This window comes from Streptomyces netropsis, assembly GCF_014203545.1.
In the GTDB taxonomy this organism is placed as follows: Bacteria; Actinomycetota; Actinomycetes; order Streptomycetales; family Streptomycetaceae; genus Streptomyces; species Streptomyces netropsis.
The window spans coordinates 77,250-102,051 of record NZ_JACHJG010000001.1 but is presented as its reverse complement, the minus strand read 5'-3'; the positions used below and the strand labels follow the sequence as shown (position 1 = coordinate 102,051).

Below are 24,802 nucleotides of genomic sequence, written 5' to 3'. Positions count from 1 at the left end.
CTCCCGGTCGCGCCCTTCCAGGCGGCGACGTAGGAGGGGTCAGCGGCCCGACCGCCGCGCCGCGAACATCAGCGCCGCCCCGCCGAGGAGCAGCGCGAGGGCTGCGGCGCCGATCCCGAAGAGGTGGTGCGAGGAGCCCGTGTCGGCGAGTGCCGGCGGGCTCGCTTCCTCGGCGGACGGGCTCGCGTCGCCGCCACGGGCCGGGACGCGGTCCGGGGCGCCGGGGTCCATGGCGTCCCCGGCGTGTCCGGCGGCCCCCTTCCGCCCGGTCTCCTCGGCGGGTTCGGGCGTGCCCTCCTCGATGGCGAAGGTGTAGTCGTCGGACTCCCCCACCCAGTCGCCGTCGTTCCCGCGTCGCTGCACGGCCGTCACATTGGCCGTGACCGGGCCTTCGGGGGCGCCGGCCGCGAAGGCCAGGCGCAGGTCGACGGTGACCGAGCGGCGGGCGGGGACGGCGAAGCCCGGGAAGTCCGGCGAGGAGCCGTCGAAGACGCCGACGTTCTCGGCCTCGTCGGTCCGCTCGAAGCGCACGGGCCGCCAGCGCTCGGCGCCCCGGTCGTAGAAGTCGAGGTGGATGTCGCCGGGCCGCAGCGTGCGGCTCCGGTCGGCGAGGACGGCGACGGGATGCACGGCCTGGCAGTCGGCGCCCGTGTCGTTGCGCAGCTCCAGCCGCCAGCCGTGCGGGGCGCCGCCGCGCCCGTACGCCTCGGGGCCGCCGTTCAGCCGCGAGCTGATCGGGAAGGCGGCGCTGCCGGGGTCGCCGCAGGGCGGCTGTTCGGCGACCGGGTGCGCGGCGGCCTTCTCCGCTGCCGCCGGTGCCGCCGCCGGGGCGAGCGCGAGCGCGGCGGCGCCGACTGCGACGAGGGCACGGGGCAGGGACATCGCGGGACCTTTGCGGGTGGGGTGCGGGTGGGGGCTCCGGGTCCTCAGGAACATCCCACCCCCCGCGCGCACGAGCCGGGCGCGGCACGGTCCCGTGCGGCCGACTGGCCGTCACATACCGCCCGATGTGACGATTTTCGTCTCATCGGACCGGGGTGCGAAGGCCGTGCCGGACCGCCCGAAGAGCGGGGCGAGCGCCAGCTCGGCCGCGCCCTCGACCACCGTCCGGCCGCCGCCGGGGGCGACGGCCACGGGGACCGTACGGCCGTCCGCGCGGGCGGCGTCCTCGGCGAGGACCGCGCGCACGCCGCGCAGATACGGCTCCGGCTCGGCCAGCACGGTCCGGCCGCCGAGCAGGACGAGGTCGATGTCCAGCAGCCGTACGAGGTTGGCGGCGCCGACGCCGAGCAGCCGCGCCGCGCGGGCGGTGTCGCCGGCCGCGACGGCACCCAGACACAGCGCCTCTATGCAGCCCCGGTTGCCGCACGGGCACGGCGGCCCGTCGAGCTGGAGCACCTGGTGCCCGAACTCCCCGGCCCCGGTCCTGGCCCCCCGGTGCACGCCGCCGCCGAGGACGAGCCCGGCGCCGAGGCCCGTGCCGAGGTGCAGATAGGCGAAGGAGTCGGCGGCGGGCACGCCGCCGCCCGCGCCGCGCAGCACGAGGCCGAGCGCGGCGGCGTTGGTGTCCTTGTCGACCACGACCGGCAGCCCGAGCCGCTCGGCGAGCGCGTCGCGCAGCGGGAAGCCGTCCCACTCGGGGAACCCGGTGACCCGGTGCAGCACGCCGCTCGCGTGATCGAGCGGCCCGGGCACGGCGACGCCGACGCCGAGGAGGGAGCCGCTCACGCGGGGCACGGTGCCGGTCGCCGGGGGCACGGTGCCGTCGGCGCGGGACGCGGTGCCAGTCGCGCGGGACGCGGTGCCAGTCGCGCGGGACGCGCGGGGCGCGGGGCGCACGGCGGTCGGCGAGCCTTCGCGGGTGTCCGCAGGGGGCGCGCCCGAGCCGGGCGGCCCGCCTCGGGGGTCCACGGCCCCGGACGGCGACGGGCCGTCACCCGCGAGCACACCCCCGCCGTGGCCGGGGGACACGGCGGCCGGACCCGCGCCCACGGCACCCCCATCCGCCTCCGCCAGCAGCGCCGACACCTCCGCCGCCACCGTCCCCAGCAGTGCCTCCGCGCCCGCGCCGAAGGCGAGCGGGGCCGTCCGGGAGGCGACGGTGGTGCCGGTGAGGTCGACGAGGATCGCGGTCAGGGCGTCGCGGTCGAGGTGGAGGCCGATGGCGTGGGCCGCGTCCGGGACCAGGCGCCAGGTCGTGGCGGGCTTGCCGCCGGTGGACGCGCGGCGGCCCGCCTCGGCGGCGAGGCCCGCGGCCCGCAGCCGGGCGCTGATCTTGCTGACGGCCTGCGGGGTCAGGCCCGTCCGCCCGGCCAGCTCCGCGCGGCTCGCGCCCGCCGCGCCCGCGTCCCGCAGCAGCCCGAGGACGAGGGCGGCGTTGTGGTCCCGCAGCGCGGCGAGGTTGGCGCCAAAAGCAAAGCTGCCGCCGGTCGCACCCTCGCTGCTCGCACCGTCCTGCACACCGTTGTTCACACCGCCCATTGTCGCCATCGCTTGCACTTTCGCAACAGCGTTGCCAAAGTGAAGGGCATGGATGGCACCACAGGCACCCCCCGCACCCCGCTTCGCGTCGGCCTCATCGGTTACGGCCTGGCGGGCTCCGTCTTCCACGCCCCGCTGATCGCCGCGACCGAGGGCCTCGCCCTCGACACGGTCGTCACGGCCGACCCCGACCGGCAGCGGCAGGCCGTGGCCGAGCACCCGGGCGTCGTCACGGTCGCCGACGCGGACGCCCTCTTCGCGCGGGCGGGCGAGCTCGACCTGATCGTCATCGCCTCCCCCAACCGCACCCACGTCCCGCTCGCCCGCACGGCCCTGGAGGCCGGGCTGCCGGTGGTCGTCGACAAGCCGCTCGCCGCGACGGCCGCCGAGGCCGAGGAGCTGGCCGCCCTGGCCGAGGACCGCGGCCTGTTGCTCAGTGCCTTCCAGAACCGTCGCTGGGACAACGACTTCCGTACCGTCCGAAAGCTGATCGCCGACGGCGCCCTCGGCCGGGTCCAGCGCTTCGAGTCCCGCTTCGAGCGCTGGCGGCCGCACCCCAAGGGCGGCTGGCGCGAGTCCGGCGACCCGGCCGAGATCGGCGGGCTGCTCTACGACCTGGGCAGCCATGTCGTGGACCAGGCCCTGCACCTCTTCGGCCCGGCCGCCACCGTCTACGCCGAGACCGACGTCCGGCGCGAGGGCGCCGAGGCCGACGACGACACGTTCATCGCGATCACGCACGTGAGCGGCGTCCGCTCGCACCTGTGGGTGAGTGCCACCACCGCCCAGCTCGGCCCCCGCTTCCGCGTGCTCGGCAGCGAGGCGGGCTACGTGAAGTACGGGCTCGACCCCCAGGAAGCCGCCCTGCGCGAGGGTCTGCGCCCCACGGCCGACGGCACGCCCTGGGGCGTCGAGGCCGAGTCCGCGTGGGGTCGCCTCGGGGCGGGCGAGTCCCCGCGGACGGGCGGCGGGGAGCCCGTACCGACCCTGCCCGGTGACTACCCCGCCTACTACGCGGCGATCGAGGAGGCCCTGCGCACGGGTGGCCGGCCGCCGGTCACGGCGGCGGAGGCGGCGGACGCCCTGCGCGTCCTGGAGGCGGCCCGCGCCTCGGCGGCACAGGCCCGTACGGTGCGGATCGAGGCAACCCGATGAGCGAGGAGATCGCACGGCTGGAGGAGCAGGAACGACGCCTGGTCCTCGACCACTTCGACCACGACGACGCCTGGCGCCTCGGCTCGCTCCTGTCCGAGCTGGCCCGCGAGCGCGGCGCCGCTGTCACGATCACCGTCCGGCGCGGCGCGCAACGCCTCTTCCACCGCGCCCTGCCCGGCACCTCCGCCGACAACGACGCCTGGCTGGACCGCAAATGCCGCGTCGTCGAGCGCTACGCCGAGTCCTCCTACCTCGTGGGCGCCCGCTTCCGCGCGAAGGGCCGCACCTTCGAGGACTCCTCCCGCCTGGACCCGGACCGCTACGCCGCGCACGGCGGCGCCTTCCCGGTCACGGTGCGCGGCACGGGCGTCGTGGGCGCGGTCGCTGTGTCGGGGCTGGCGCAGGGGGACGACCACGCGCTGGTGGTGGAGGCGCTGGAGCGGTTCCTCGCCGAGGGGTGACGCGGAGCGGCGCGACCGGGGCGGGCGCACGGAATATCGCTCGATCCGCGCGCGCGGCGTACGTATCGTGGCCTGGCCAAAGGCACACGGGGGGCATCGGTTCGGCATGCCCCGATGCGAGGGAAAGAGCGGCAAGTGGAGCACAGCGGATGGGCCGACGAGGGGTTCGGGGCCGTCGCGGACGAGTTCGCCCGGAACTTCGCCGAGCGCGGTGACCTCGGCGCGGCCGTGACCGTGTTCGCGGGCGGCCGCAAGGTCGTGGACCTGTGGGGCGGCATCGCCGACCAGCGGACCGGCCGGGCCTGGGAAGAGGACACTGCCGTCCCCGTCTTCTCCGCGGCCAAGGGCATCGTCGGCATCTGCGCCCATCTGCTCGCGCAGGAGGGGCGACTCGACCTCGACGCCCCCATCGGCGACTACTGGCCGGAGTTCGCGCGGCGCGGTAAGGAGAAGATCACGACGCGCATGGTGCTCGCGCACCGCGCCGGTCTCCCCGCCGTCGACGACCGCACCCTGACCTTCGAGGACCTCGCCGCCTGGACCCCGGTCGTCAAGGCCCTCGAGGAGCAGGAGCCCCTCTGGGAGCCCGGCACCGCCCTCGAGTACCACGGGTTCACCCTGGGCTGGCTGGTCGGCGAGGTGATCCGGCGGATCACCGGGCTCACCCCCGGCGCGTACTTCCGCGCGGCCGTCGCCGACGAGCTGAGCCTGAGCACCTGGATCGGGGTGCCGGAGGACGAACTCCCGTCGCTGGCCCGGCTCGTCGAGGCCGACGGACGGCCCGCGCTGCCGGACCCAGAGACGCTCATCATGCGGATCCTGACGACGAACGGGCTGGTCCCCTTCCCCGGCCTCGACGATCCGCACGGCTACAACTCCCCCGCGCTGCTGACCGCCGAGTTCCCCGCGACGGGCGGCGTCTCCTCGGCGCGCGGCCTGGCCACGCTGTACGCGGCCGCCGCGCACGGCGTGGAGGGCGGGCCGCGGCTGCTCTCCCGGGAGACCGTCACCGACGCGGTGCGGGAGCAGTCGGCCGGCGCCTCCTGGTCGGGGTTCCCCGACCTGGGCGCGCGGTGGGGCTCCGGGTTCCACCTCGACTCGGCACGGCACCCCCTGCTCGGCCCCCGCAGCTTCGGCCACGACGGCTCGGGCGGACAACTGGCCTTCGGTGACGACGCGTTCGGCGTCGGCTTCGGCTACGTCACCAACCGGATGATCGGCAACGGCGACGCCCGGACGAATTCCCTGCTCGTGGCCGTACGGGAGTGCGTCGGACGCTAGGGCCTGGCCGGCGGGGGCCGTCTTTGCCGCCTGCGGCGGCGGGCGCCCTGCGGGCGCGCCCTCCATCGCCGGACGGGCTTGATGTGGCTGAGCTCAGCCACATCAAGCCCGTCCGGCGATGGAGGACACCGCCGCGCAGCGGAGGTGCGCACGCCCCGGCAGTCCGCAGGACAACAGGCATCGCCCGCCCCCGGAAGCTCGGGACGGGCGATGCCTGATGGGGGATCTACTACCAGCGCGGCTTCGCGGAGGTCTCGTCGGCCTTGATGCAGGCGGCGCGCTGCTTGGCGATCGCGTTCGCCTGGGCCTGGGCGCGGTTGGCCGCCTCGGGCTCGCCCAGCTTCCGCAGCTTGGCGGCCTTGGCCTTCAGGTCGGCGACCTGCTGACCCATCTGGGCCACGTTGCAGGTCTTGTGGGGGGCCGCGGTGGCGGTCGTGACGGGCAGGGCCGTGAACAGGACGCCACCGGCCAGCGCGGCGGTCACGGCGAGCGCGGAAATACGACGCATGCGTCTCTCCAAGTTCCGGGTCGTACCGACCCGTTGAGGGGGGAAAATTCGCCGACCTCCATCGGTTACCCAAGGTGGCCGACAACGCGGAGCGTAGTGGAAAAGGGGATCTTGAAGGCCCGGCAAGTCGGGGCAGAGCCCGCATATCCGACCGTCAACTCCCCGTGGCTTCCGTCACTTCCACAGAGCCGCCACGCGCCGCCACGCGCCGCCGCATCGCACTCCACCCCTCACACACCGTCACAACACCACTGGGCCTCACTCACCGTCACGGCCTGAATTCATCCATCGCCGCACGGTGCCCCGCACCGGCCTCCGGTCGCGGTGAACCACATCCGCGCCCCGTGAGCCGCGAAGCCGCAGGTCACCTAGGATCGGTTCACGACGATCCGACTCCCGAGCTCGTGGAACTCCCGCTCGTTGTGGGAGTGGCGGGCCTGCGCCGGGCATGGGGCAGGCGGGACGCACGAGTGAGGAGCAGGGCGTGGGGGACGTGGCGGTCGACGCACGGTCGGAGCACGACGGGCCCGAGGGCGGGTCGGCGTCGTCGGACCGGCCGGGCACGAGGACGAAGAAGAAGCAGCGTCCCTTCTGGAAGGAACTGCCGATCCTCATCGGGGTCGCGCTCCTGCTCGCCCTGCTGATCAAGACGTTCCTGGTACAGGCGTTCTCGATCCCCTCGGACTCCATGCAGAACACCCTGCAGCGGGGCGACCGGGTGCTGGTCGACAAGCTGACCCCGTGGTTCGGCTCGGAGCCCGAGCGCGGCGAGGTCATCGTCTTCCACGACCCGAGCGACTGGCTGAAGTACGAGCCGACCCCGCAGCCCAACGCCGCCCAGAAGGTGCTCAGCTTCATCGGGCTGATGCCGTCCGCCGAGGAGAAGGACCTGATCAAGCGGGTCATCGGGGTCGGTGGCGACACGGTGGAGTGCAAGGGCACGGGCCCGGTCAAGGTCAACGGCAAGGCGCTCGTCGAGCCGTACGTCTTCGCGGGGAACACGGCCTGCAGCGCGGAGGAGAAAGGCCAGTTCAAGATCAAGGTCCCCAAGGGGCACCTCTGGGTGATGGGCGACCACCGCCAGAACTCGGCGGACTCCCGCTTCCACCGCGACAGCCCCGGCGGCGGCATGGTGCCGGTCGACAGCGTGGTGGGCCGCGCGGTGGTCGTCGCCTGGCCGATCGACCGCTGGTCCACGCTGCCGGTGGCGGACACGTTCGACCAGAAGGGCATCAACACCGTGGCCGCCACGGCCCCGGGAGCACTGGCCCTCACGGGCGCGGTACCGCTGGTGTGGCTGCGCAGGCGCTCCCGCGCGGGCGCGTAGCGGACTCCGGATCCGCTGCCCGGCGGAGCGCGGGCGCGCGATTCCTGTTCGGTGTCCATGGGTAGGCATGCCCGGGACCCGAGGGAAGGGATGTCGATGGCCACGTACTGGATCAGCGCGGAGGAAACGGTCGTGAAGGACGGGCTGGCGCAGCAGCAGATAACCGTCCTCCGTTCCCTGTCCCACAAGACGCGTGAGCAGGCGGTCGCCGAGCTGCACAAGATCGTCAAGAGGTACGTGCCCGACTCGCTCAAGGGCGTTCCGCACGTGGCGGTCCGCAACGACGACGGTTCCTTCTCGATCCTGCCGAAGAAGGCCAACAAGGGGTATCCCCCGTGCACGGTCAGGCTGCGCGAGCAGTTCGGCGGCTGAGCGGCCGACCCTCCCGGCTCAGTCGCCCAGGGCGAGCTTCAGACCGAAGCCCGCGATGACCGTGCCGGTGACGCGGTCGAGGGTCCGTCGCGCGGCGGGCCGTTGGAGCCAGCCGCGCAGGACCCGGGCGAAGGCGATCAGAGCGATCGACCAGAGCAGGCCGAGCAGTATGTGCACGCAGGTCAGCAGAAGACCGGTCGTGAAGTGCGGGGCTCCGGCCGGGATGAACTGCGGCAGGACGGCGACGTAGAAGACGCCCACCTTGGGGTTGAGGAGGTTGGTGAGGGCGCCCTGCCGCCACCCCTCGTACAGGGTCCCGGCGTCCTCCACGGCCCGTTTCTCGGCCGCCCCCTCGGCCCTTGTGCCGCGCCAGGTGTCGACCAGCATCCGCGCGCCCATCCACAGCAGATACGCCGCGCCCGCCCAGCGCAGGATCTCGTACGCCATCTGAGATGCCGTCAACAGGGCCGTCACGCCGAGGGAGGTGAGCGCTCCCCATATGAGGATGCCGGATTGGATGCCGAGGACCACTCCCCAGGCCCGTCGGCGGCGGCCGAGCGCGGCCGTGCGGAGAACGAGAGCGGTATCGAGGCCGGGGGTGAGAGTGAGGAGCCCCACGACCAAGGCGAAGGACCATAGCGCTGTGCTTATCGTCATGGATGTTCACCATAATCCTGCCCGAATTCGGGCACGATCACCGGGGTCGATCCCAGCTTCCTCGCTTCTTTGACCTCAAGCAATGTTGATGTTGGAGGGTGATCACGACGCCCCGCCCCCGGGACGCACCGATCCAGGAGCGCACGCCATGCACGCGATACGACTGCACGCCTTCGGCCCCGCCGGGAACCTGAAGCACGAAGAGGTCCCCGCCCCCGTGCCGGCCGAGGGTCAGGTGCGGATCGATGTGGAGGCGAGCGGCGTCCACTGGATCGAGACCACCCTCCGGCGCGGCCTCCCCGTCGGCCCGCACCAGCCGCCCCAACTGCCGATCACCCCCGGCGGGGAGGTCGCCGGCGTCGTGTCCGCGGTGGGGCCGGGCGTGGACGAACAGTGGCTGGGCCGACGCGTGGTGGCGCAGTTGGGCGGGTACGGCGGGTACGCCGAACAGGCCGTCGCCGATGTCGACTCCCTCCACCCGATCCCCGACCATCTGGACGCCGACACCGCCGTGGCGGCGATCACCACCGGCTCCACGGCCCAGGGGGTCCTGTCCGTCGCGGGCATCACCGCCGACGACACGGTGCTCGTGATGTCGGCGGCCGGCGGCCTGGGCAGCCTGTTCGTGCAGGCGGTGCGGAACGCCGGCGCCACCGTCGTGGGGGTGGCGGGCGGCCCGGCGAAGACGGCACGCGTCACGGAGCTCGGCGCCGACGTCGCGGTGGACTACCGGGACGCCGACTGGCCGGCTCGCGTCCGCGAGGCCCTGGGCGGGCGTCAGGTGAGCGTGGTGCTCGACGGGGTGGGCGGCGCGACCGGCCGTCAGGCCCTGGAACTGCTCGGCCCCGGCGGCCGCTTCCTGCTGCACGGCTGGGCCTCCGGCACCGCCACCGAGATCACCACGAGCGACATCATCGAACGCGCGCTCACCGTCACCTGGGCGATCGGGCCGGCCATGGTCCCCGCCGGCGGCATGCGCGAGCTCGCCACCCGCGCCCTGGCCGAAGCCGCGGCGGGCCGCCTCGTCCCGCTGATCACCCGCTTCCCCCTCTCCCGCGCCGCCGACGCGCATGCCGCGCTGGAAGGCCGCGAGGTCGAGGGCAAGGTGGTGCTGACCACCTGAGGGCGGGATCGCGCACAGGCCGGAGCAGGGGCCGGCCGCACCACGACCTAGGGTCGACCATGTGCTGAAACGTCCCGCCTTGCTCTGGCTGCTGGCCCCCTACGCGCTCTTCCTCGGCGCACTGCCCCTCGTCGACCGCGTCCACCCCACGGTGATCGGCCTCCCCTTCCTCTTCTTCTGGCTGCTCCTGGCGACCCTGCTGACACCGGCCGCCGTCTTCCTCGCCTGGCGCGGGGACCGGAAGCGGGGCCGGGTGTGAACGCCACCGTCGCGACGTCGGTCTTCGGCGTCTTCATGGTCCTCACCGTCGCCCTCGGTCTCTTCGCCGTCCGGGGCCGGGGCTCGGGCGGCGGGCTCACCGAGTGGTCGGTGGGCGGCCGCAGCATGGGCACGGTCTTCATCTGGGTGCTGATGGCCGGCGAGGGCTACACCAGCTTCAGCTACCTCGGCGCGGCGGGCTGGGGCTACAACCACGGCGCGCCGGTCCTCTACGTCATCGCGTACATGTCCTGCGGCTACGCGATCGGCTACGTGGTCGGGCCGATGCTCTGGTCCTACGCCCGCGAGCACGGCCTCGTCTCCATCACCGACATGGTCGCCCACCGCTACGGGCGGCCGTGGCTCGGCACGGCCGTCGCGATCCTGGCGACGGTGTGCCTGCTGCCGTACATCCAATTGCAGATCACCGGCATGGGCGTGGTCGTCTCGACCATCTCCTACGGCGCGATCAGCCTGAACTGGGCCTACTTCATCGCCTTCGCCGTCACCACCGGCTTCGTCGTGGTGAGCGGGCTGCGCGGCAGCGCCTGGGTGTCGGTGCTCAAGGACGTGCTGGTCATCGGCACCCTGGGCTTCCTCGCGATCTACGTCCCCCTCCACTACTTCGACGGCTACGGGCCCTTCCTGGACCGCCTCGTGGCGGAGAAGCCGGACTGGCTCACCTTCACCGGACACGGCGGCAGCGGCCTGGGCGGGAGCTGGTTCGTCACGACGAGCTTCCTGAACTCCCTGACCGTGGTCATCTTCCCGACGACCGTGGCGGGCTACCTCGGCGCGCGCAGCGCCGACGGACTGCGCCGCAACGCGATGCTGCTGCCGTTCTACAACGTGCTGCTGTTCGTGCCGATGCTGCTGGGCATGGCGGCGATCTTCGTGGTGCCGGGGCTGGCCGGCCCGGGGTCGAACCTGGCGCTGTTCAAGCTCGTGGTGGACTCCCTGCCCGCGTGGGCGGTCGGGGTGATCGGGGTCGCGGCGGCGCTGTCGTCGATCGTGCCGATGGCGGTGTTCATGCTGGTCATCGGGACGATGTGGGGCAAGAGCGTGCTGGGCGTCATGCCCGGGCTGGCCGGCCGCCCGGACCGGCAGAAGACGGGCGCCCAGGTGGTGGTCGTGGCGGCGGGCGGACTGGCCCTGCTGCTCACGTACACCGAGCCCAATACGTTGGTGCGGCTGTCGCTCATCTCGTACGAGGGCATGGCGCAGCTCGTCCCCATGATTCTGCTGGGCCTGGTGTGGCGGAAGCTGACGCTCTGGGGTGCGGTGAGCGGTCTGGTGGCCGGCGGCACCCTGGTGTGTGCACTCGTCTTCACCGAGAACGATCCGCTGTGGGGGGTGAACGCGGGGGCGGTCGCCCTCGGGTTGAACCTGGTGGTCGCGCTGGCGGTCTCCTGGCTGGGGCCGAAGACGGCCGACGAACGGCCGGACTCCGAGGTGTTGGCCACGGATCCTGGCCCGGATGTGCCGGTTGTCAGTGGCACCGTCTAGCATCGGAACGAACGACTGAACGAACGGTCCACGGGGAGGGAGAGCACGATGCGTCATGTCCTGCGCGACAGCATGCGTACGCACGTGAGCGTGCTCCTCTTCCTGCTGGCCGAACTGCTCCTCGCGCAGAGCGGCTTGGTGGGCGTCGTGGCCCTGGCCGCGACGACCGCCGTCGCGGCCGCGTTGCTGGCCTGCGCCGTTCTCGCCGCCCGCGTCACGGGCCCGCTCACACCGACCCGCATACGCACCGCGATACGGGACCGGGAGCTGCGTACGGCGTTCCTCGCCCAACGCGATCCCGATGCCCAGGGCCGTCCCCGGCCCCGAGCGCCCGGCCGTCCCCTCCCGACGGCCGCGTAGGCGCTCCGCTCTCTGCATCGCACTTCACTGAGCCGGGCCCGCGCGGCTCGTCACGCCGAAACCCCTTCTGTTTCCGGCACGACGAGACCCCGTGGAGGGCTCCCCCATGTCCGTTTTCGCATTCCTCGGCACCCTGCTGTCCCATCTCACCGACGTCATCGACCCGGTCTTCGGCGCCTCGGCGACGGCCGCCGCGATCGTCCTGTTCACCCTGGGCGTCCGGCTCGCCCTGCACCCCCTGGCCAGGTCGGCCGCGCGTGGCGAGGGAGCCCGGGCCGAGCTCGCGCCCGAACTGGAGAAGCTCCGCCGCAAGCACAAGAACAACCCGGAGAGGCTGCACAAGGCGGCGAGCGAGATGTACGCCAAGGCCGGCTCGTCGCCGCTGGCCGGCTGCCTGCCGTCCATGGTGCAGCTCCCCGTGTTCTACGTGATGTACCACCTCTTCTCCACGGGCTCCGGCGGCGACGGCCTGCTCGACCACACCCTGCTGGGCGCCCCGCTCGGCAGCCGGTGGGCGGACGCCCTCGGCGACGGCGGGGTCTTCGGCCAGCAGGGCCTGGTCTACCTGGCCCTGTTCGCCCTCATCGCGGCCGTGGCGACGTGGACGTACACCCGCAGCCGCAAGGCCCCCATGATGAACACCGCCGCGGTCGAGCAGGTGCCGGGCATGGCGAGCATGACCAAGATCCTTCCGCTGCTCGCCTTCGGCACCGTGGTCACCGCGGCGATCGTGCCGCTGGCAGCCGGCCTCTATCTGGCGACCACCACGGCCTGGACGGCGGCCGAACGGGCGTACCTGACGCCCCTTCGGACCCCGCGGACAGTGGCCAAGGCCCGCGCGTAAGGGTCCAACTGCCGGACGCGGACTTGCGGAGGGAGCCACCGTTCTTGCACGATCGGCCAGTTCACTCGATGGCCGTCCCCCATCGGCCGGTCCGGACGAGGCCGTCCGGGCCGACCCTTCGACCGTGGGAGTCGTACGGATGAAGCTGTTGCGTGTGGGACCGGCGGGTGCGGAGCGCCCGGCCCTGCTGGACGAGGAAGGGACGCTGCGCGACCTGTCGGCCCTGGTGCCCGACGTGGACGCCGGGCTGTTCGCGGACGAGTCGGCGCTGGAGCGCGTACGGGCCGCCGTCGGCGCCCGCGTCCTGCCCGCGCTGGACCCGTCCGGTCTGCGGATCGGCCCGCCCGTCGGCCGCATCGGCAAGATCGTCTGCGTCGGCCTCAACTACCACGCCCACGCCACCGAGCTCAGGGTGAAGGTCCCCGCCGAGCCGGTCCTCTTCCTCAAGGCCCCGGACACGGTCGTCGGCCCGGAGGACACGGTGCTCGTGCCGCGCGGCAGCGAGAAGACCGACTGGGAGGTCGAGCTCGCCGTCGTCATCGGCCGGACGGCCCGCTACCTGGAGACGGACGAGCAGGCGCTCGCCTCGATAGCCGGGTACGCGGTGGCGAACGACGTCTCGGAGCGGGCGTTCCAGATGGAGCGCGGCGGCCAGTGGGACAAGGGCAAGAACTGCGAGACGTTCAACCCACTGGGCCCGTGGCTGGTCACCGCCGACGAGGTCCCCGACCCGCAGGACCTGCGGCTGCGCCTGTGGGTCAACGGGCAGCTGCGGCAGGACGGCAGCACGGCGGACCAGATCTTCCCGGTCGCCCAGGTGGTGCGGTACGTGAGCCAGTACATGACCCTGCACCCCGGCGACATCGTCAACACCGGCACCCCGGCGGGCGTGGCGATGGGCCAACCGGAACCCAAGCCGTATCTGCGGGCCGGGGACGTGGTGGAACTGGAGATCGACGGCCTGGGGCGGCAGCGGCAGGTACTCAAGGAGGCGTAACGCCAGGGGTACGTCCGGGGGAACCGGTGCGTGTACTGCCGGGTTCCGTGCGCCGGTCCATGCATATTTTCGTACATGCGGAAGGAACAGGGCGGAAGGTCCCGTACGGCCGGTCTGGCGGTCCTGGCGACCGCGCTCGGCGGCGTACTGCTCATGTGCGCTCTGGCCGCGTTGAGCGCGGCCGCCGCGTCGCGGCCCGGCCCGTGCGTGGGCGTCTGCGTGACGTCGCCCCCGACGGCGGGTGAGGAATCGTTCAGCCCGTCGGCGACCCCCGCCGCCGACCCCACGGCGGGGGCGAAGCCCCCGCCCCCCTTGCCCCGCCCGATGCCACCGCCGAGCCTGCACCCGCACGCGGGCCCGGTCGCGGGCAACGGCCACGAACTGGCCCACAGCGGACCGCCGATGAGCGCGTCGATGGCCCTCGGCGGCGCGATGGTCATGCTGGGGGCCGGGCTGGCACTGGTGGTTCTCTACCGGTCCCGCCACGAGCAGTAGCCCGCCTCTACCGGTCCCGCTGTGAGCGGTAGCCCGCCTTTACCGGTAGCGGTAGCCCGCCTTTACCGGTGGCGGAGGTCACCCGCTCTGACGGCCCGGGTGAACGAGCGGTAGGCGCGGGGGCCGCACCAGAGTATGGGGCCGTCCGGAATCTTCGAGTCGCGTATCGCTATGGGGTCGGGCCCCTCGGGGAGGGCGATCTCCACGCAGTTCTCGACGACGGAGCTGTAGCTGCTCTTCTTGAACGTGAGCTCGTTCCGGTCGCCCAACTCCTCACCCCACATCCCGTCTGCTGAACACGTCGCGCTGGACGGCGCCGACGAAGGACGTCCACGCGGATGGCGTGAAGGTGGAGGCGCCTCTGGCACGGTCCTTGCTGTCGCCTATGGCTATGAGGCCGTCGTCGGTCAGTTGTGCCTCGACGCATTGAGGCTCGTCGTCCCCGCTATGCGAGGACTTGCGCCAGCCGTGCGGTGGCAGATTGTGGCGTATCACAGGGACATACCTCATTCATGTTCCAGGTCACGTGCGATCGATGCGATCAACTCGATGGATTGCTGTGCCGACAACGCCGAAGCCCGCAACCCATCGAGCACCTTTCGGTACTTCGTCGCGGTCTCATGCTCCTCCAGGTACAGCACACCGTCGAGGTAGGCCACCTGCACAACGTCGAAGTCCAGTGGGTCCGGGTAGGAGTACAAAGCGAATGAACCACCTGTACTCGTGAAGGCGCTCTGAGAGAAAGGGATGACCTGGATCGTCATGTCCGGTGGCCGGCTCACGGCGATCAGATGCCTGAGCTGCTCCGCCATGACCCGGCGTCCGCCGACCTGCTGGTGGAGAACACCTTCCGACATGATGCACAGATAGTGCGGGGGCCTCTCCTGATCGAAGATGCTCTGTCGTTTCATGCGGAAGTCGACATAGAACTGGAGCTTCTCTTTGCTTAATTGCTCGGAAGACCCAGCGAGGACAGCAGCGGCGTACTCCCGCGTCTGAAGCAGCCCGGGTACGACTTGCGTCTGGAAGGTTGCGATACGCGCCGCGTCGGACTCCAGAGTCAACAGCTCCTTGAAGCCGTCCCGCAGGATCTCACCATGCCGACGCCACCAGTTCCGCTTGCTGCCCTCAGACGCCAGAGCGATGAGCCAGTGGCGGAGCTTCTCGTCCTGGATCCTGTAGAGATCGAGTAGCGCGTCCAGCTCAAGGCGAGTCACGCGGTGCCGCCCGGTCTCCTGGCGGCTGATCTTGGATCTGTCGCCGTGAATGGCCCTCGCTGCCTCTTCAGGCGAGATGTCAGCCGCCTCTCGAAGGGCTCTCAGCTCGGCCCCCAGCCTGCGACGGCGGGCGGTGCAGCGTGCCGGTTGTCCCATGACTTCCTCCCCTTCTGGTACCGGAGTTGCCCAGTGTGGTGGAGATGCGGGACCTGTTCCGAAGTGCTGTCGAGACGGTCACCCTCAGGAGTGAAGTCCCGCAATGTGTAGTTCAACGAGTTGCGGCACCGCACAGCGGGGGTGCATCGTGAGCGTGCAGCTACGGTGCGTAGCGAGGGTGTGACGGGAGAGGCGCCGCAATGACATACAGAGTCGGTGTGTTCGTGATGGACACCCGAGAGAATCGGCTGGTGCAGGTGATCGGACACATCGGCGACCGCGTACAGGTCAGAACGCCCGGCGGTGGGCTGGAGTGGGAAGTTCCTGCCGACGTCCTGCGATTGGCGACGAGCGAAGAGCGGGCGGCGGCCCGCGCGGCGAAGACGAGTCCGATGAACTGCGCCGAGTGCGCCGAACTCGATGCCGCCCGGCGACGGGCCGTCGCGGGCGGCGACGAGGAGCAGGCCGGCGACGCCCTCGTCGCCGTGCGTTCGCACCGGCGCAGGGCGCACGCGCTGTGAAGGGCGGGACCGGCGGCCGGCCGGGAAACTGCGGGCATCGGTCGGGCTGGGCACAGGCCCGTGGTGAGGCGCGCTGCAACGACTGCGGAACCAGACGGTTCACGGACTACGGCGCCGTGCGGCCGCCCGAACTGGCACCGACGGCCACGCCGTCCCCGCACCGCGCCCACCGGGCGGACCGCGCGGCGGCCCGGCACGTGGCGCGCATCGTGCGGCGCGGCATCCGCTGGGGGACGAGCGGCGTGCGGACGCCGCGCTGGGCGGCACCCGTCTGAGGCCGCAGGCCCGTGGTGACCGCTGTTGATCGCCTGTGAATCGCACGTAGACCGGCGCCTGGCACCTTTTCCTCAGCGGCCGACAAGCCGCGCAAACCGCACCGGAAAAGGGAAACACCGTGAACAGTTCGCAGCGCCTTCGCCTCCTGGCCGTCAGCCTTGTCACCGCAGCGGTGGCGTCGATCTCCGGCCCGGCGGTGGCCGCAACGGCGACCGTGGGTCCCCCCACCCGGGGCGGACACGAGACGACCAACCGTTGCTACTCGGACGCGGGGCCGACGACCTACAACAGGATCAGCGGGCACGCCCGGGATCGGATGGCCGAGCGTGGCGTGAGCGAGGCGGAGGTCGCGGCCGCTGTCCGTATCGGCGCCGGTAAGGCCTTCTGCCAGTCGAACGGCAAGTGGCGCTACACGGTCGGGATGGCCAACGGTCAGCTGGTGGTCATCGTCGGTCTCGGCGAGGGTGGCTGGAACGTCGTCACCGTTTTCTGGAAGGGCGAAGATGAAGACTAGGCCCTTGCCGTAGCGCCTGGCGGCCGGCCCCTACAGGGGTGAACACCCGTGCGAGGATCCCGGCGTGAACGATCTACGCTTCCGTCTCGCCGACGACGCCGACCTCGCCACTCTCGTGCGGCTGCGCGACGAAGCCGCCCGCTGGATGCTTGCCCAGGGCGTCACTGGTCAGTGGCGCCCTGGCGAGCTGGGCGGGGACCACTTCCGCAAGATCATGGAGAGTGGGGAGATATGGCTCGCGGAGTCCGCCGACCGTGTGGTCGGGGCCTGGGAGCTGTGGTGGGAGGACGAGGACGCCTGGGGGCAGCAGCCGCCGACGGCCGGCTATGTGCACCGGCTGATGGTGGACCACGGCAGTGTCCCGCCCGGGACGGGGCGGGAGCTGCTGCGCGTCGCGGAGCGCCGCGTGGCCGAGGCGGGCCGGGAGTGGGTACGGCTGGACTGCCTGGCCGGTAACGCCCGTCTGCGTGCGTACTACGTCGACGCCGGCTACCGGGTCGTCGGGACCAAGGACGGCAAGCCGCAGCCGGGCGGTACGCCCAAGTCGTTCACGCTCCTCGAGAAGTCCGTACGGGACGGCGGGTGACAGGGACCGCGTGGGATCCGGGGCGGCTGCCGCTGCGGTGACTACGCGTCACGGTCATGGCGCAGGGCCTGGACGAGCCAGGGGTACACCGGGGTCAGGTGCGGTACGACCTGCCAGCCGTTGACGATCCACACCAGCCGCCAGTACCGGTCCACCCGGGGATCGTGTGCTTCTTCGAACTGCTGGGCCATCCAGTTCCGGAATTCCGTGTCAGGGGTGCGCGCGAACACCTCGGCGAAGCGGTGCACAAGGTCGTCGATGACGGATGCGCCCCTGTCGCTGAGCGGGTCGATGCCCGACTCCCTGGCCTCGGCCACCTTCTGGCGGGTGTACTCCATCAGTTCCTCGCCGGCATCGCTCTCGATGCCGAGCGGGCGCCCGGCGGCCTGGTGGCCGGCCGTCCGGCGCATCCGGGCCCGGAAGTCCTCGTCGCCGACCAGCTCGGCGAGTTCCACCCACGCGGCGACCTGCTCGCTGGACGGATCGTCGGGGAGGTCGGGAGTGGCGGCGCGAACCATGGCCACCGCGGCCGGGTCGGCATCACCGGTGCCGACGGTGTCAAAGGTGCCGTCCACGAAATCGTCGATCATCCGTCGGCGTTCCTCGCCGGACAACTGCGTGAGCCTGTGCATGAGCTTGGTCTCCTCGGGATCGGACCCGCGTCCGGCCACGGTTCGCAGAACGCTCCGACGCAGTTGCAGCACCCGGATCTGGACGTCCACGGCGTCGGCGTGCGCCGCGGCGACTTCCGCCACCGAGAGCTCGCGGTCCAGTACCCGTTGGATCGTGGCCAGGTCCATGCCCAGCTCGCGCAGGGTACGGAGGAGTTCCAGACGAAGCAGTGCGTCGAGGTCGTAGAGCCGATAGCCGGCAGGACTTCGGGTGGTCGGCGCCACCACCCCCGAATCGGAGTAGAACCGGATGGTCCGCACGGACAGGCCGGTCCGCCGGGAGAGCTCCCCGATCGAGTAGAGGGTCGTGACGTCCATGTCCCCCACCCTGCTGTCTCCAGTCACTGGAGACTCAAGGCCATTCCCCGGCAGGTCCCCGACCGGGACGTCCTCCGAGTCGCTCACGCCCCCAGCAGCCTCGACACCGTGAAGATGCCCAGCCCCGCCAGCGCGCCCACCACCGTGCCGTTGATCCTGATGAACTGCAGGTCCCTGCCGATGTGGGCCTCGATCTTGCGGGTGGTCTGTTCGGGGTCCCAGCTCGCCACCGTGTCCGTGATCAGCAGCGTGATCTCGTCCCGGTACGTCGTCACCACGTAGACGGCCGCGTCCTCCAGCCAGCCGTCGATCTTCGCGCGGAGCCGGTCGTCGCTCGTCATGCGCGCGCCCAGGGAGAGGATCGAGGCCCGTACCCGCATCCGCAGCTCGCTGCGCTCGTCCTCCGCCGCCGCGACCATCATCGCCCGTACCGAGCTCCACGCCGAGGCGATCAGGTCCTGCACCTCGGCCCGGCCCAGCACCTCGGACTTCAGCCGCTCGATCCGCTCCCGGGTGTCCGTGTCGGACTGGAGCTCCTGGGCGAAGTCCGCGAGGAAGCGGTCGATGGCACCGCGCGCCGGGTGGTCCGGCATGTCGCGCGTCTCGGTCACGAAGCGCAGCAGCTCCTTGTAGACCCGCTCGCCGACCTTGCGGTCCACGAAGCGCGGCGTCCAGCCGGGCGCGCCGCCCGTGACGGCGTCCATCACCGAGTCGCTGTGCTCGACGAGCCAGTCGTGCGCCCGTACGCACACCAGGTCCACGACCCGGTGGTGACCGCCGTCCGTGACGATCTTCTCCAGCATCGCGCCGAGGCCCGGGGCGATCTCCTGCGCGTCGGCCCGCCGGTTGATGGCCTCGCCGACGACCGCCTGGACGTCGGAGTCGCGCAGGACGGTGAGCGCGCCGCGCAGCGCGGTGGCCAGCTCGGCGGTGACCCGGTCGGCGTGTTCCGGCTCGGCGAGCCAGGCGCCCAGGCGGGAGCCGATGCCGACCGCGCGCAGCCGGCCGCGCACGATGTCGCCGGAGAGGAAGTTCTCGCCGACGAACTCGCCGAGGGAGACGCCCAGCTGGTCCTTCTTCGTCGGGATGATGGCGGTGTGCGGGATGGGCAGGCCCATCGGGCGCCGGAAGAGCGCGGTGACGGCGAACCAGTCGGCGAGCGCGCCGACCATGCCCGCCTCGGCGGCGGCCGCCACATAGGCCGCCCAGCCGCCCGCGCCGGAGGACTGCGCCCACTTCGCGAGGGCGTAGATCACGGCGACGACGGCCAGCAGTCCGGTCGCCGTGGCCTTCATCCGGCGCACACCGCGCCTTTTCTCCTCGTCCGCCGCGCTGTAGGTGAATCCGCCGGGCCGAGCGGGCATCACCCTTTCGGCGGCAGCCGACTCCCCCGAATTGGACTGATTCATCCGTACCACCCGTTCCGGCTGTCGTCATGTGCATTGTCCCTACCCGGGGTACTCGGGGAACGGACGTGGAGTTCCCGGCGTCTGACAAGTCGCATGTGACGTGTCTCGACGTGTGGCATGTCTCGTGACCGCATCTGTGACAGTCCTGACCGTTCCGTGGCCGCATCCGTGAGCGCTCTCCCGACCGTTCTCCGATCGTTCCCGAGGCCTTCCCGTGACCGTTTGCCGCTCAGCACACCCGCGCCCCACCGTGGGATCATGGTGAGGCGATCGGACCGCGAGGGCGTTGTTGCTGATCAGTGCTAGTCCCGTCCCGCGGTTCCGACCCCTCGGAGCCGTCCGCTCCGCATTCCCCCCAGGAGAAATCCGCCCATGAACAGGCCTCCCCTGCCCCGCGGTACGGCCTATGCCGTGCTCGCCGCGCTGGCGGCCCTCGTGATCCTCGTCTCGACCGCGATATTCCTCGGGGTCGGCGGCCCCGAGGGACGCTCCGCGACGAAGGTGCCCGAGCCCGGCCGCCCCGCCACGTCGGCCGCCTCGGGAGCGTGGATCGGCTCCTGGTCCACCTCGCCGTCCTCCGCCGAGCCGAACACCCCGAACGGCTACGCCGGACAGTCGATCCGCAACGTCGTGCACACCACCATCGGCGGCACCGGCGCACGCATCCAGCTCTCCAACCTCTACGGCACCCAGCCGCTGGCCCTCACCCACGTCTCCCTCGCCCTCGCCGCCGGGCCCGGCACCGCCGACGCGGCGCCCGGCAGCATGCGCCGGCTGACCTTCGGCGCACGGCCCACGGTGACGATCCCCGCCGGCCGCTCCGTCGTCAGCGACCCCGTCCGGCTCGTCGTCCCCCAGGCGACCGATCTGCTCGTCACCACGTACTCGCCGACCCCCTCGGGCCCGGTCACCCACCACCCGCACGCCCGCCAGACCTCCTACCTGGCCCAGGGCGACCGGGTCGAGGACCTCGGCGGCGCGGCCTACCCGACGAAGACCAAGTACTGGCGCTACGTCACCGCCGTGGACGTCTGGAGCAAGGACGCGCAGGGCGCCGTCGCCGTGATCGGCGACTCGATCACCGACGGCGTCACCTCCACCCCCAACACCAACCGCCGCTGGACGGACTTCCTCGCGGCCCGGCTGCGCACCGAGCCGGGCGCACCCGCCTACGGCGTCCTCAACCAGGGCATCAGCGGCAACCGCGTCCTGCTCGGCAGCTCGGCCACGGTGCCCGCGAACAACCCGAGCGCCCTCGACCGCTTCGAGCGCGACGTCCTCACCCGTACGGGCGTACGGGCCGTGGTCATGGAGCTCGGCGTCAACGACATCCTCCGGCTCCCGCAGCAGACCGACCCCGGCCGGATCACGGCGGGGCTGCGGAAGCTGGTCGAGCGGGCGCACGCGCGCGGGCTGCGCGTCGTCGGCGCGACGCTGATGCCCTTCGGCGGCCACCGGGGCGGCAAGCCGGTCCAGGAGGCCGTGCGCCAGGCCGTCAACGAGCAGATCCGGTCCGGGCACGTCTTCGACGACGTCGTGGACCTCGACGCGGCACTGCGTGACCCGGCCGACCCGGAGCGGCTGCTGCCGCTGTACGACTCCGGCGACCACCTCCACCCGAGCGACGCCGGCTACCGGGCGATGGCCGACGCCCTGGACCTCGACACCCTCAAGGGCCAGGCCTCGGCCGCTCTGTAGGCACGCACACGCGCGGACGGCCGGGTGGGGAGGCTCCCCACCCGGCCGTCCGCGCGTCAAAGCCCCGTCACTCCAGCTTCTTGCGCGGCTCCCCGCCGTCCAGGCCGTCACGCGACCCGCCCTCCAGCCGCTCCCGCCGCAGCTCCTCGCGCAGCCGCTTGCGCTCGGCCCGCGCCCACTTGCGCTCGACACCGACGCCGCCCCAGACGGCGAAGCCGGTGATCTTCACCCGCGGGGAGCCGGGGGCCGCCACATCGCCGCCCCGGTCGCCGAAGCCGCCCATGATGCCGATGCCCGACACCTCGACGTCGAGGTCCGGCGGTGCGGTGACCTGCACCCCGCCCATGATGGCGAAGCAGCGGATGACCACCTCGCGGTCCTCGAACCGCGCGTCCCGCAGATCGATCTCGCCGCCGCCCCAGAAACAGAAGGCCGTGAACACGCGCGGCACGGTCCAGCGGCCCTTGCGTGAGAAAGCGCCCAGGATGCCGACGGCACCCTTCGAGGTCGGCGGGCCGCCGATCCGCTCCGGCCAGCTCGCGTCGGCCACCGACGCCGGAGCCGACGACGTGCTGGGGACGAGCGCGGACGCCGTCCCGGGCGCCGGGAGATCCCGTACCAGCGGGACCAGCTCACCGTGCGTACGGGCCTTGTAGGCGGCGTCCAGACGCTGCTCGAACTCCTCCATGTCCAGCCGTCCTTCGGCCACGGCCTCGCGCAGGGCCTCCGCGACCCGCTCGCGCTCGGCGTCGGACGCCCGCATGTCAGGAAGCTCGCTCATCATGACGAACAGCCTAACGAGCGCCCCCTACATCCCCGATCGCTGCGCGTACATTTTCGCGATGACCGCCTCGATGTCGGGCTCCCGCACCGACAGGTCCACCAGCGGATACCGCTCGGCCACCGCCGCCACGATCGGCGCCGCGCTCTGCCCCGCCGCGAACGCCAGCCACTGGCGCGGCCCTTCCACCTTGACCGTGCGCGCCCCGGCCACCCCCTCGATCGGCGGCAGCTCCCGCTCCAGGTCCACCACGAGCGTCCGCTCGCTCTCGCCGGCCGCGTGCAACCCGTCCAGCCCGCCGTCGTAGACCAGCCGCCCGTGGTCGATCACCATGACCCGCTTGCACAACTGCTCGATATCGGTCAGATCGTGCGTGGTGAGCAGCACCGTCGTGCCCCGCTCGGCGTTCACCTCCCGCAGGAACTCCCGCACCTTCGCCTTGCTGACCACGTCCAGGCCGATGGTCGGCTCGTCGAGGTAGAGCACCTCGGGATCGTGCAGCAGGGCCGCGGCGATGTCGCCGCGCATCCGCTGGCCGAGCGACAGCTGCCGCACGGGCACGTCCAGGAGCGCCCCCAGGTCGAGGAGGTCGACGCAGCGCTCCAGATTGGCGCGGTAACGGGCGTCGGGGATGCGGTACATGCGACGCACCAGCCCGTAGGAGTCGCGCAGCGGCAGGTCCCACCAGAGCGTGGTGCGCTGCCCGAACACCACCCCGATGCGCCGGGCGAGCCTGGTGCGCTCGCGGGAGGGGTCGATGCCCGCCACGCGCAGCCGGCCGCCGCTGGGCACGAGGATGCCCGTCAGCATCTTGATCGTGGTGGACTTCCCGGCGCCGTTGGGGCCGATGTAGCCGACCATCTCCCCGCGCGGCACGGTGAAGCCGATGCCGTCCACCGCCCGCACCTGATGCCGCTCCCGGCGCAGGAAGCCCGCCTTGCGGCGCACGTCGAAGACCTTCTCGACACCGTCCAGCTCGATGAATCCCTCATCGCGGTCGCCGACACCCATCGGAACGCTCAACTCCCCGTACTTCGATAGCTCCTGAGGCCCGCCCGCCAGGCCAGCCCCGAGAGCGCGATCACACCAGCCGCGACCGCCGGGCCGCAGAAGTCCACCCAGCCCGGCAGGCCCAGCGGGTCCTCGCGGCCCAGGATCCGCAGCGCCGGCAGCCAGTTGACGAAGGCGAGGGGGACGACGAAGGTCACCCCGCGCACCAGCTCCCGGGAGAACACCGTCGGCGGGTACTGCAGGAGGGTCGTGCCGCCGTAGGTGAAGGAGTTCTGGGCCTGCGACGCGTCGCAGGCCCAGAACTGGAAGGCGGCACCCGCGACGAAGACGCCCGCGAAGATCCCCGCTCCGCTGACCACCATCACCGGCACGAGCACGACGTCGACCGGTGTCCACGCGATGTCCGCCCGGGCGAGCCCCCAGACCAGCACCACCAGGCCCTGGACGACCCGCCCGAGCCGACGCAGCGCGAAGCGGTCGGCGGCGATCTGCGCCAGCACCGGCACCGGGCGGACCAGCAGCGAGTCGAGCGTGCCGTCACGCACCCGCCGGCCGACGCGTTCGGCGTTGCCGAGGAAGAGGTCGACCAGGCCGAACGACGTACTGGTGGCGCCGTACAGCAGCGCGACCTCGGGGAGGGAGAAGCCGCCGAGGGCGTCGATGTGCGAGAACATCAGCAGGATGGCGACGAAATCGAGCCCGCTGGTGAGGAAGTTCCCGACCGCCATCAGCACGAAGGACGTGCGGTAGGCCATCGTCGAGCGCACCCACATCGCGACGATCAGCCCGTACGCCCGTAAGCCGTGCAGCAGCCGGGGGCCCGGGCCCTCGGCCTCCTCCCGCGCCGGGCCGTCGGTATTCCGCACCGACACCTCAACCACCTTGCACCACCACCTTGGTCGTGGCCGCCGACTGCAGGCCCCGGCCCGCGGCCAGCAACGCCACTGCCCAGCCCGCCTGGAACGCCAGCGCCCCGGCCAGACCGGTGCCGGTGTGCTGCCCGAGCAGGACGTCGGCCGGCACCTGGAGCATCGCCGACCAGGGCAGCATCCGCACGATCTCGCCGAAGAGGCCCGGGAAGACGTTCAGCGGCAGCAGCATGCCGGTGAAGAAGATGCTCAGCAGCACGCTGATCATGTTGACGCCGGCGCCGTCGAGCAGCCAGAACGCGCACAGCGCCACCAGATAGCGCAGCGCGATGCTGACGACGATGCCGAGGAGCACCGAGAAGGCGAAGGCCGGCCAGCGGGCGGGGTCGACGGGCAGGGCCAGATCGAAGGCGAGCGCACCGACGGCCAGCGGCACGACCCCGCGGCCGAGCAGGTCGAAGGCCGCCCGGCCCAGATCACCGGCGAGCCACCACAGCTGGAGATCGGCGGGGCGGTAGAGGTCGACGGCGATGTCACCGGACCGGATGCGCTCCTGCAACTCCTCCTGGAAACCGCCGCCCATCAGCGCCACAGGGGCGAGCAGCGCCTGGGTGACCCAGACGAACGTCAGGGCCTGCGCCTGGTCGTAGCCGCCCAGGTGCGGGCGTTCGTCCCACAGGGCGATGAACGTATAGGCGACGATGAAGCCGAAGACCGTATTGGTGAAGACCCCCGCCGCCGTGGCGACCCGGTAGGTGGCGTGCCGACGGAATCCGCTGACCGCCACCGCGGCGTACAGGCGCATCCCCGTGTCACCTCTTGTCGTTGAGCCTCGTTAGTCCGTTGACCCCAAAGCGCAGGAGCTTAGCCGTACGGCTCCAGCCCGGACCATGCGTTTTTCACTCCTCGGAGTGATCGGCCTGACCCAAACGGCTCTTTACAGCTGCCGC

30 protein-coding genes are annotated in these 24,802 nt (G+C 71.9%); 17 read left to right on the top strand and 13 right to left on the bottom strand.

Annotated elements, in window-relative coordinates:
* Positions 1–39: 39 nt before the first annotated feature.
* Both FHS38_RS00520 and FHS38_RS00515 read right to left on the bottom strand, forming a co-directional pair.
* Entirely contained in the window at positions 40–882 is an 843-nt protein-coding gene (locus FHS38_RS00520) for a hypothetical protein (protein WP_184729527.1), read from the bottom strand.
* Positions 883–993: 111 nt separating this feature from the next.
* Entirely contained in the window at positions 994–2,481 is a 1,488-nt protein-coding gene (locus tag FHS38_RS00515; RefSeq protein WP_184730997.1) for an ROK family protein, read from the bottom strand.
* A gap of 48 nt (positions 2,482–2,529) precedes the next feature.
* Here FHS38_RS00515 and FHS38_RS00510 point away from each other — a divergent pair, with 48 nt between their 5' ends.
* From FHS38_RS00510 to FHS38_RS00500, 3 genes are all read left to right on the top strand, one after another.
* Positions 2,530–3,636 (top strand): Gfo/Idh/MocA family protein, encoded by a 1,107-nt coding sequence (locus FHS38_RS00510; RefSeq protein WP_184729525.1) that lies wholly within the window; start codon positions 2,530–2,532, stop codon positions 3,634–3,636.
* A complete protein-coding gene (locus FHS38_RS00505) occupies positions 3,633–4,097 on the top strand; it encodes a heme-degrading domain-containing protein (protein ID WP_184729523.1) in 465 nt (154 codons plus the stop codon). The genes FHS38_RS00510 and FHS38_RS00505 overlap by 4 nt, the downstream gene beginning before the upstream one ends.
* Positions 4,098–4,232: 135 nt before the next feature.
* Positions 4,233–5,378, top strand: a complete 1,146-nt coding sequence (locus FHS38_RS00500; protein ID WP_229821909.1) for a serine hydrolase domain-containing protein — start codon at positions 4,233–4,235, stop codon at positions 5,376–5,378.
* Between the two features lie 229 nt (positions 5,379–5,607).
* Here the strand turns inward: FHS38_RS00500 and FHS38_RS00495 are convergent, their stop codons facing one another.
* The gene (locus tag FHS38_RS00495) at positions 5,608–5,886 is read right to left on the bottom strand and encodes a hypothetical protein (RefSeq protein ID WP_184729519.1); all 279 of its coding nucleotides are present in this window, start codon (positions 5,884–5,886) and stop codon (positions 5,608–5,610) included.
* Positions 5,887–6,334: 448 nt separating this feature from the next.
* On the opposite strand from FHS38_RS00495, the gene lepB reads away from it, so the two are divergent.
* Together lepB and FHS38_RS00485 are read left to right on the top strand one after the other, a co-directional pair.
* Complete coding sequence (lepB, locus tag FHS38_RS00490; RefSeq protein ID WP_184729517.1) at positions 6,335–7,213, top strand: signal peptidase I; 879 nt, start codon at positions 6,335–6,337, stop codon at positions 7,211–7,213.
* 96 nt (positions 7,214–7,309) lie between these two features.
* The gene (locus FHS38_RS00485; RefSeq protein WP_184729515.1) at positions 7,310–7,585 is read left to right on the top strand and encodes a hypothetical protein; all 276 of its coding nucleotides are present in this window, start codon (positions 7,310–7,312) and stop codon (positions 7,583–7,585) included.
* 18 nt (positions 7,586–7,603) lie between these two features.
* Here FHS38_RS00485 and FHS38_RS00480 read toward each other — a convergent pair whose 3' ends face one another.
* Complete coding sequence (locus FHS38_RS00480; protein WP_184729513.1) at positions 7,604–8,242, bottom strand: LysE family translocator; 639 nt, start codon at positions 8,240–8,242, stop codon at positions 7,604–7,606.
* Between the two features lie 148 nt (positions 8,243–8,390).
* On the opposite strand from FHS38_RS00480, the gene FHS38_RS00475 reads away from it, so the two are divergent.
* The 7 genes from FHS38_RS00475 to FHS38_RS00445 all read left to right on the top strand — a co-directional run bounded on the left by FHS38_RS00475 (position 8,391) and on the right by FHS38_RS00445 (position 13,825).
* Entirely contained in the window at positions 8,391–9,365 is a 975-nt protein-coding gene (locus tag FHS38_RS00475) for a zinc-binding dehydrogenase (RefSeq protein WP_184729511.1), read from the top strand.
* A gap of 61 nt (positions 9,366–9,426) precedes the next feature.
* Positions 9,427–9,624, top strand: coding sequence for a DUF3311 domain-containing protein (locus FHS38_RS00470; RefSeq protein ID WP_229821911.1), 198 nt, complete (start codon positions 9,427–9,429; stop codon positions 9,622–9,624).
* Positions 9,621–11,129 (top strand): sodium:solute symporter family protein, encoded by a 1,509-nt coding sequence (locus FHS38_RS00465; RefSeq protein ID WP_184729509.1) that lies wholly within the window; start codon positions 9,621–9,623, stop codon positions 11,127–11,129. The genes FHS38_RS00470 and FHS38_RS00465 overlap by 4 nt, the downstream gene beginning before the upstream one ends.
* 48 nt (positions 11,130–11,177) lie before the next feature.
* Positions 11,178–11,489, top strand: a complete 312-nt coding sequence (locus tag FHS38_RS00460; RefSeq protein WP_184729507.1) for a DUF6412 domain-containing protein — start codon at positions 11,178–11,180, stop codon at positions 11,487–11,489.
* A 106-nt stretch (positions 11,490–11,595) separates the two neighbouring features.
* A complete protein-coding gene (locus FHS38_RS00455) occupies positions 11,596–12,333 on the top strand; it encodes a YidC/Oxa1 family membrane protein insertase (RefSeq protein WP_184729505.1) in 738 nt (245 codons plus the stop codon).
* A gap of 139 nt (positions 12,334–12,472) precedes the next feature.
* On the top strand, positions 12,473–13,330 hold the full coding sequence (locus FHS38_RS00450) for a fumarylacetoacetate hydrolase family protein (RefSeq protein ID WP_184729503.1): 858 nt from the start codon (positions 12,473–12,475) through the stop codon (positions 13,328–13,330).
* 75 nt (positions 13,331–13,405) lie between these two features.
* A complete protein-coding gene (locus tag FHS38_RS00445; protein WP_184729501.1) occupies positions 13,406–13,825 on the top strand; it encodes a hypothetical protein in 420 nt (139 codons plus the stop codon).
* A 62-nt stretch (positions 13,826–13,887) separates the two neighbouring features.
* Here the strand turns inward: FHS38_RS00445 and FHS38_RS00440 are convergent, their stop codons facing one another.
* The 3 genes from FHS38_RS00440 to FHS38_RS00430 are packed head-to-tail and all read right to left on the bottom strand — an operon-like array spanning position 13,888 to position 15,198.
* Positions 13,888–14,094, bottom strand: a complete 207-nt coding sequence (locus FHS38_RS00440; RefSeq protein ID WP_229821912.1) for a DUF397 domain-containing protein — start codon at positions 14,092–14,094, stop codon at positions 13,888–13,890.
* Positions 14,095–14,098: 4 nt separating this feature from the next.
* Positions 14,099–14,320 (bottom strand): DUF397 domain-containing protein, encoded by a 222-nt coding sequence (locus FHS38_RS00435; RefSeq protein WP_229821913.1) that lies wholly within the window; start codon positions 14,318–14,320, stop codon positions 14,099–14,101.
* Between the two features lie 11 nt (positions 14,321–14,331).
* Positions 14,332–15,198 carry a helix-turn-helix domain-containing protein gene (locus FHS38_RS00430; RefSeq protein ID WP_184729496.1) on the bottom strand — a complete coding sequence of 289 codons (867 nt, stop codon included), beginning with the start codon at positions 15,196–15,198 and terminating at the stop codon, positions 14,332–14,334.
* A gap of 200 nt (positions 15,199–15,398) precedes the next feature.
* On the opposite strand from FHS38_RS00430, the gene FHS38_RS00425 reads away from it, so the two are divergent.
* The 4 genes from FHS38_RS00425 (at position 15,399) to FHS38_RS00410 (ending at position 17,095) form a co-directional block, all read left to right on the top strand.
* Positions 15,399–15,719 carry a hypothetical protein gene (locus FHS38_RS00425; protein ID WP_184729493.1) on the top strand — a complete coding sequence of 107 codons (321 nt, stop codon included), beginning with the start codon at positions 15,399–15,401 and terminating at the stop codon, positions 15,717–15,719.
* Complete coding sequence (locus FHS38_RS00420) at positions 15,716–15,994, top strand: DUF6255 family natural product biosynthesis protein (RefSeq protein ID WP_184729492.1); 279 nt, start codon at positions 15,716–15,718, stop codon at positions 15,992–15,994. Before FHS38_RS00425 ends, FHS38_RS00420 begins: the two co-directional genes overlap by 4 nt.
* A gap of 119 nt (positions 15,995–16,113) precedes the next feature.
* Complete coding sequence (locus FHS38_RS00415) at positions 16,114–16,509, top strand: DUF4258 domain-containing protein (protein WP_184729490.1); 396 nt, start codon at positions 16,114–16,116, stop codon at positions 16,507–16,509.
* A 64-nt stretch (positions 16,510–16,573) separates the two neighbouring features.
* Complete coding sequence (locus FHS38_RS00410) at positions 16,574–17,095, top strand: GNAT family N-acetyltransferase (protein ID WP_184729488.1); 522 nt, start codon at positions 16,574–16,576, stop codon at positions 17,093–17,095.
* Positions 17,096–17,136: 41 nt separating this feature from the next.
* On the opposite strand, the gene FHS38_RS00405 is transcribed toward FHS38_RS00410, so the two are convergent.
* Positions 17,137–18,084 (bottom strand): MerR family transcriptional regulator, encoded by a 948-nt coding sequence (locus FHS38_RS00405; protein WP_184729486.1) that lies wholly within the window; start codon positions 18,082–18,084, stop codon positions 17,137–17,139.
* An 83-nt stretch (positions 18,085–18,167) separates the two neighbouring features.
* The gene (locus tag FHS38_RS00400; protein WP_184729484.1) at positions 18,168–19,493 is read right to left on the bottom strand and encodes a DUF445 domain-containing protein; all 1,326 of its coding nucleotides are present in this window, start codon (positions 19,491–19,493) and stop codon (positions 18,168–18,170) included.
* A 372-nt stretch (positions 19,494–19,865) separates the two neighbouring features.
* Between FHS38_RS00400 and FHS38_RS00395 the strand changes: the two genes are divergently transcribed.
* On the top strand, positions 19,866–21,191 hold the full coding sequence (locus FHS38_RS00395; protein ID WP_184729482.1) for an SGNH/GDSL hydrolase family protein: 1,326 nt from the start codon (positions 19,866–19,868) through the stop codon (positions 21,189–21,191).
* Between the two features lie 67 nt (positions 21,192–21,258).
* On the opposite strand, the gene FHS38_RS00390 is transcribed toward FHS38_RS00395, so the two are convergent.
* The 4 genes from FHS38_RS00390 to FHS38_RS00375 all read right to left on the bottom strand — a co-directional run bounded on the left by FHS38_RS00390 (position 21,259) and on the right by FHS38_RS00375 (position 24,657).
* Positions 21,259–21,954, bottom strand: a complete 696-nt coding sequence (locus FHS38_RS00390) for a DUF1707 SHOCT-like domain-containing protein (RefSeq protein WP_184730994.1) — start codon at positions 21,952–21,954, stop codon at positions 21,259–21,261.
* A 45-nt stretch (positions 21,955–21,999) separates the two neighbouring features.
* Entirely contained in the window at positions 22,000–22,983 is a 984-nt protein-coding gene (locus tag FHS38_RS00385; protein ID WP_184730992.1) for an ABC transporter ATP-binding protein, read from the bottom strand.
* Positions 22,984–22,991: 8 nt separating this feature from the next.
* Complete coding sequence (locus FHS38_RS00380) at positions 22,992–23,756, bottom strand: ABC transporter permease (RefSeq protein WP_184730990.1); 765 nt, start codon at positions 23,754–23,756, stop codon at positions 22,992–22,994.
* Positions 23,757–23,856: 100 nt separating this feature from the next.
* Positions 23,857–24,657, bottom strand: coding sequence for an ABC transporter permease (locus FHS38_RS00375; protein ID WP_184729480.1), 801 nt, complete (start codon positions 24,655–24,657; stop codon positions 23,857–23,859).
* Positions 24,658–24,802: the final 145 nt, after the last annotated feature.

What these genes read in the sequence shown, in the direction of transcription:
- FHS38_RS00520 (WP_184729527.1), bottom strand. Translation starts at nt 882, where the DNA reads ATGTCCCTGCCCCGTGCCCTCGTCGCAGTCGGCGCCGCCGCGCTCGCG.
- FHS38_RS00515 (WP_184730997.1), bottom strand. Translation starts at nt 2,481, where the DNA reads ATGGGCGGTGTGAACAACGGTGTGCAGGACGGTGCGAGCAGCGAGGGT.
- FHS38_RS00510 (WP_184729525.1), top strand. Translation starts at nt 2,530, where the DNA reads ATGGATGGCACCACAGGCACCCCCCGCACCCCGCTTCGCGTCGGCCTC.
- FHS38_RS00505 (WP_184729523.1), top strand. Translation starts at nt 3,633, where the DNA reads ATGAGCGAGGAGATCGCACGGCTGGAGGAGCAGGAACGACGCCTGGTC.
- FHS38_RS00495 (WP_184729519.1), bottom strand. Translation starts at nt 5,886, where the DNA reads ATGCGTCGTATTTCCGCGCTCGCCGTGACCGCCGCGCTGGCCGGTGGC.
- lepB (WP_184729517.1), top strand. Translation starts at nt 6,335, where the DNA reads ATGGGGCAGGCGGGACGCACGAGTGAGGAGCAGGGCGTGGGGGACGTG.
- FHS38_RS00485 (WP_184729515.1), top strand. Translation starts at nt 7,310, where the DNA reads ATGGCCACGTACTGGATCAGCGCGGAGGAAACGGTCGTGAAGGACGGG.
- FHS38_RS00480 (WP_184729513.1), bottom strand. Translation starts at nt 8,242, where the DNA reads ATGACGATAAGCACAGCGCTATGGTCCTTCGCCTTGGTCGTGGGGCTC.
- FHS38_RS00475 (WP_184729511.1), top strand. Translation starts at nt 8,391, where the DNA reads ATGCACGCGATACGACTGCACGCCTTCGGCCCCGCCGGGAACCTGAAG.
- FHS38_RS00460 (WP_184729507.1), top strand. Translation starts at nt 11,178, where the DNA reads ATGCGTCATGTCCTGCGCGACAGCATGCGTACGCACGTGAGCGTGCTC.
- FHS38_RS00455 (WP_184729505.1), top strand. Translation starts at nt 11,596, where the DNA reads ATGTCCGTTTTCGCATTCCTCGGCACCCTGCTGTCCCATCTCACCGAC.
- FHS38_RS00450 (WP_184729503.1), top strand. Translation starts at nt 12,473, where the DNA reads ATGAAGCTGTTGCGTGTGGGACCGGCGGGTGCGGAGCGCCCGGCCCTG.
- FHS38_RS00445 (WP_184729501.1), top strand. Translation starts at nt 13,406, where the DNA reads ATGCGGAAGGAACAGGGCGGAAGGTCCCGTACGGCCGGTCTGGCGGTC.
- FHS38_RS00430 (WP_184729496.1), bottom strand. Translation starts at nt 15,198, where the DNA reads ATGGGACAACCGGCACGCTGCACCGCCCGCCGTCGCAGGCTGGGGGCC.
- FHS38_RS00425 (WP_184729493.1), top strand. Translation starts at nt 15,399, where the DNA reads ATGACATACAGAGTCGGTGTGTTCGTGATGGACACCCGAGAGAATCGG.
- FHS38_RS00405 (WP_184729486.1), bottom strand. Translation starts at nt 18,084, where the DNA reads ATGGACGTCACGACCCTCTACTCGATCGGGGAGCTCTCCCGGCGGACC.
- FHS38_RS00400 (WP_184729484.1), bottom strand. Translation starts at nt 19,493, where the DNA reads ATGAATCAGTCCAATTCGGGGGAGTCGGCTGCCGCCGAAAGGGTGATG.
- FHS38_RS00395 (WP_184729482.1), top strand. Translation starts at nt 19,866, where the DNA reads ATGAACAGGCCTCCCCTGCCCCGCGGTACGGCCTATGCCGTGCTCGCC.
- FHS38_RS00390 (WP_184730994.1), bottom strand. Translation starts at nt 21,954, where the DNA reads ATGCGGGCGTCCGACGCCGAGCGCGAGCGGGTCGCGGAGGCCCTGCGC.
- FHS38_RS00385 (WP_184730992.1), bottom strand. Translation starts at nt 22,983, where the DNA reads ATGGGTGTCGGCGACCGCGATGAGGGATTCATCGAGCTGGACGGTGTC.
- FHS38_RS00380 (WP_184730990.1), bottom strand. Translation starts at nt 23,756, where the DNA reads ATGTGGGTGCGCTCGACGATGGCCTACCGCACGTCCTTCGTGCTGATG.
- FHS38_RS00375 (WP_184729480.1), bottom strand. Translation starts at nt 24,657, where the DNA reads ATGCGCCTGTACGCCGCGGTGGCGGTCAGCGGATTCCGTCGGCACGCC.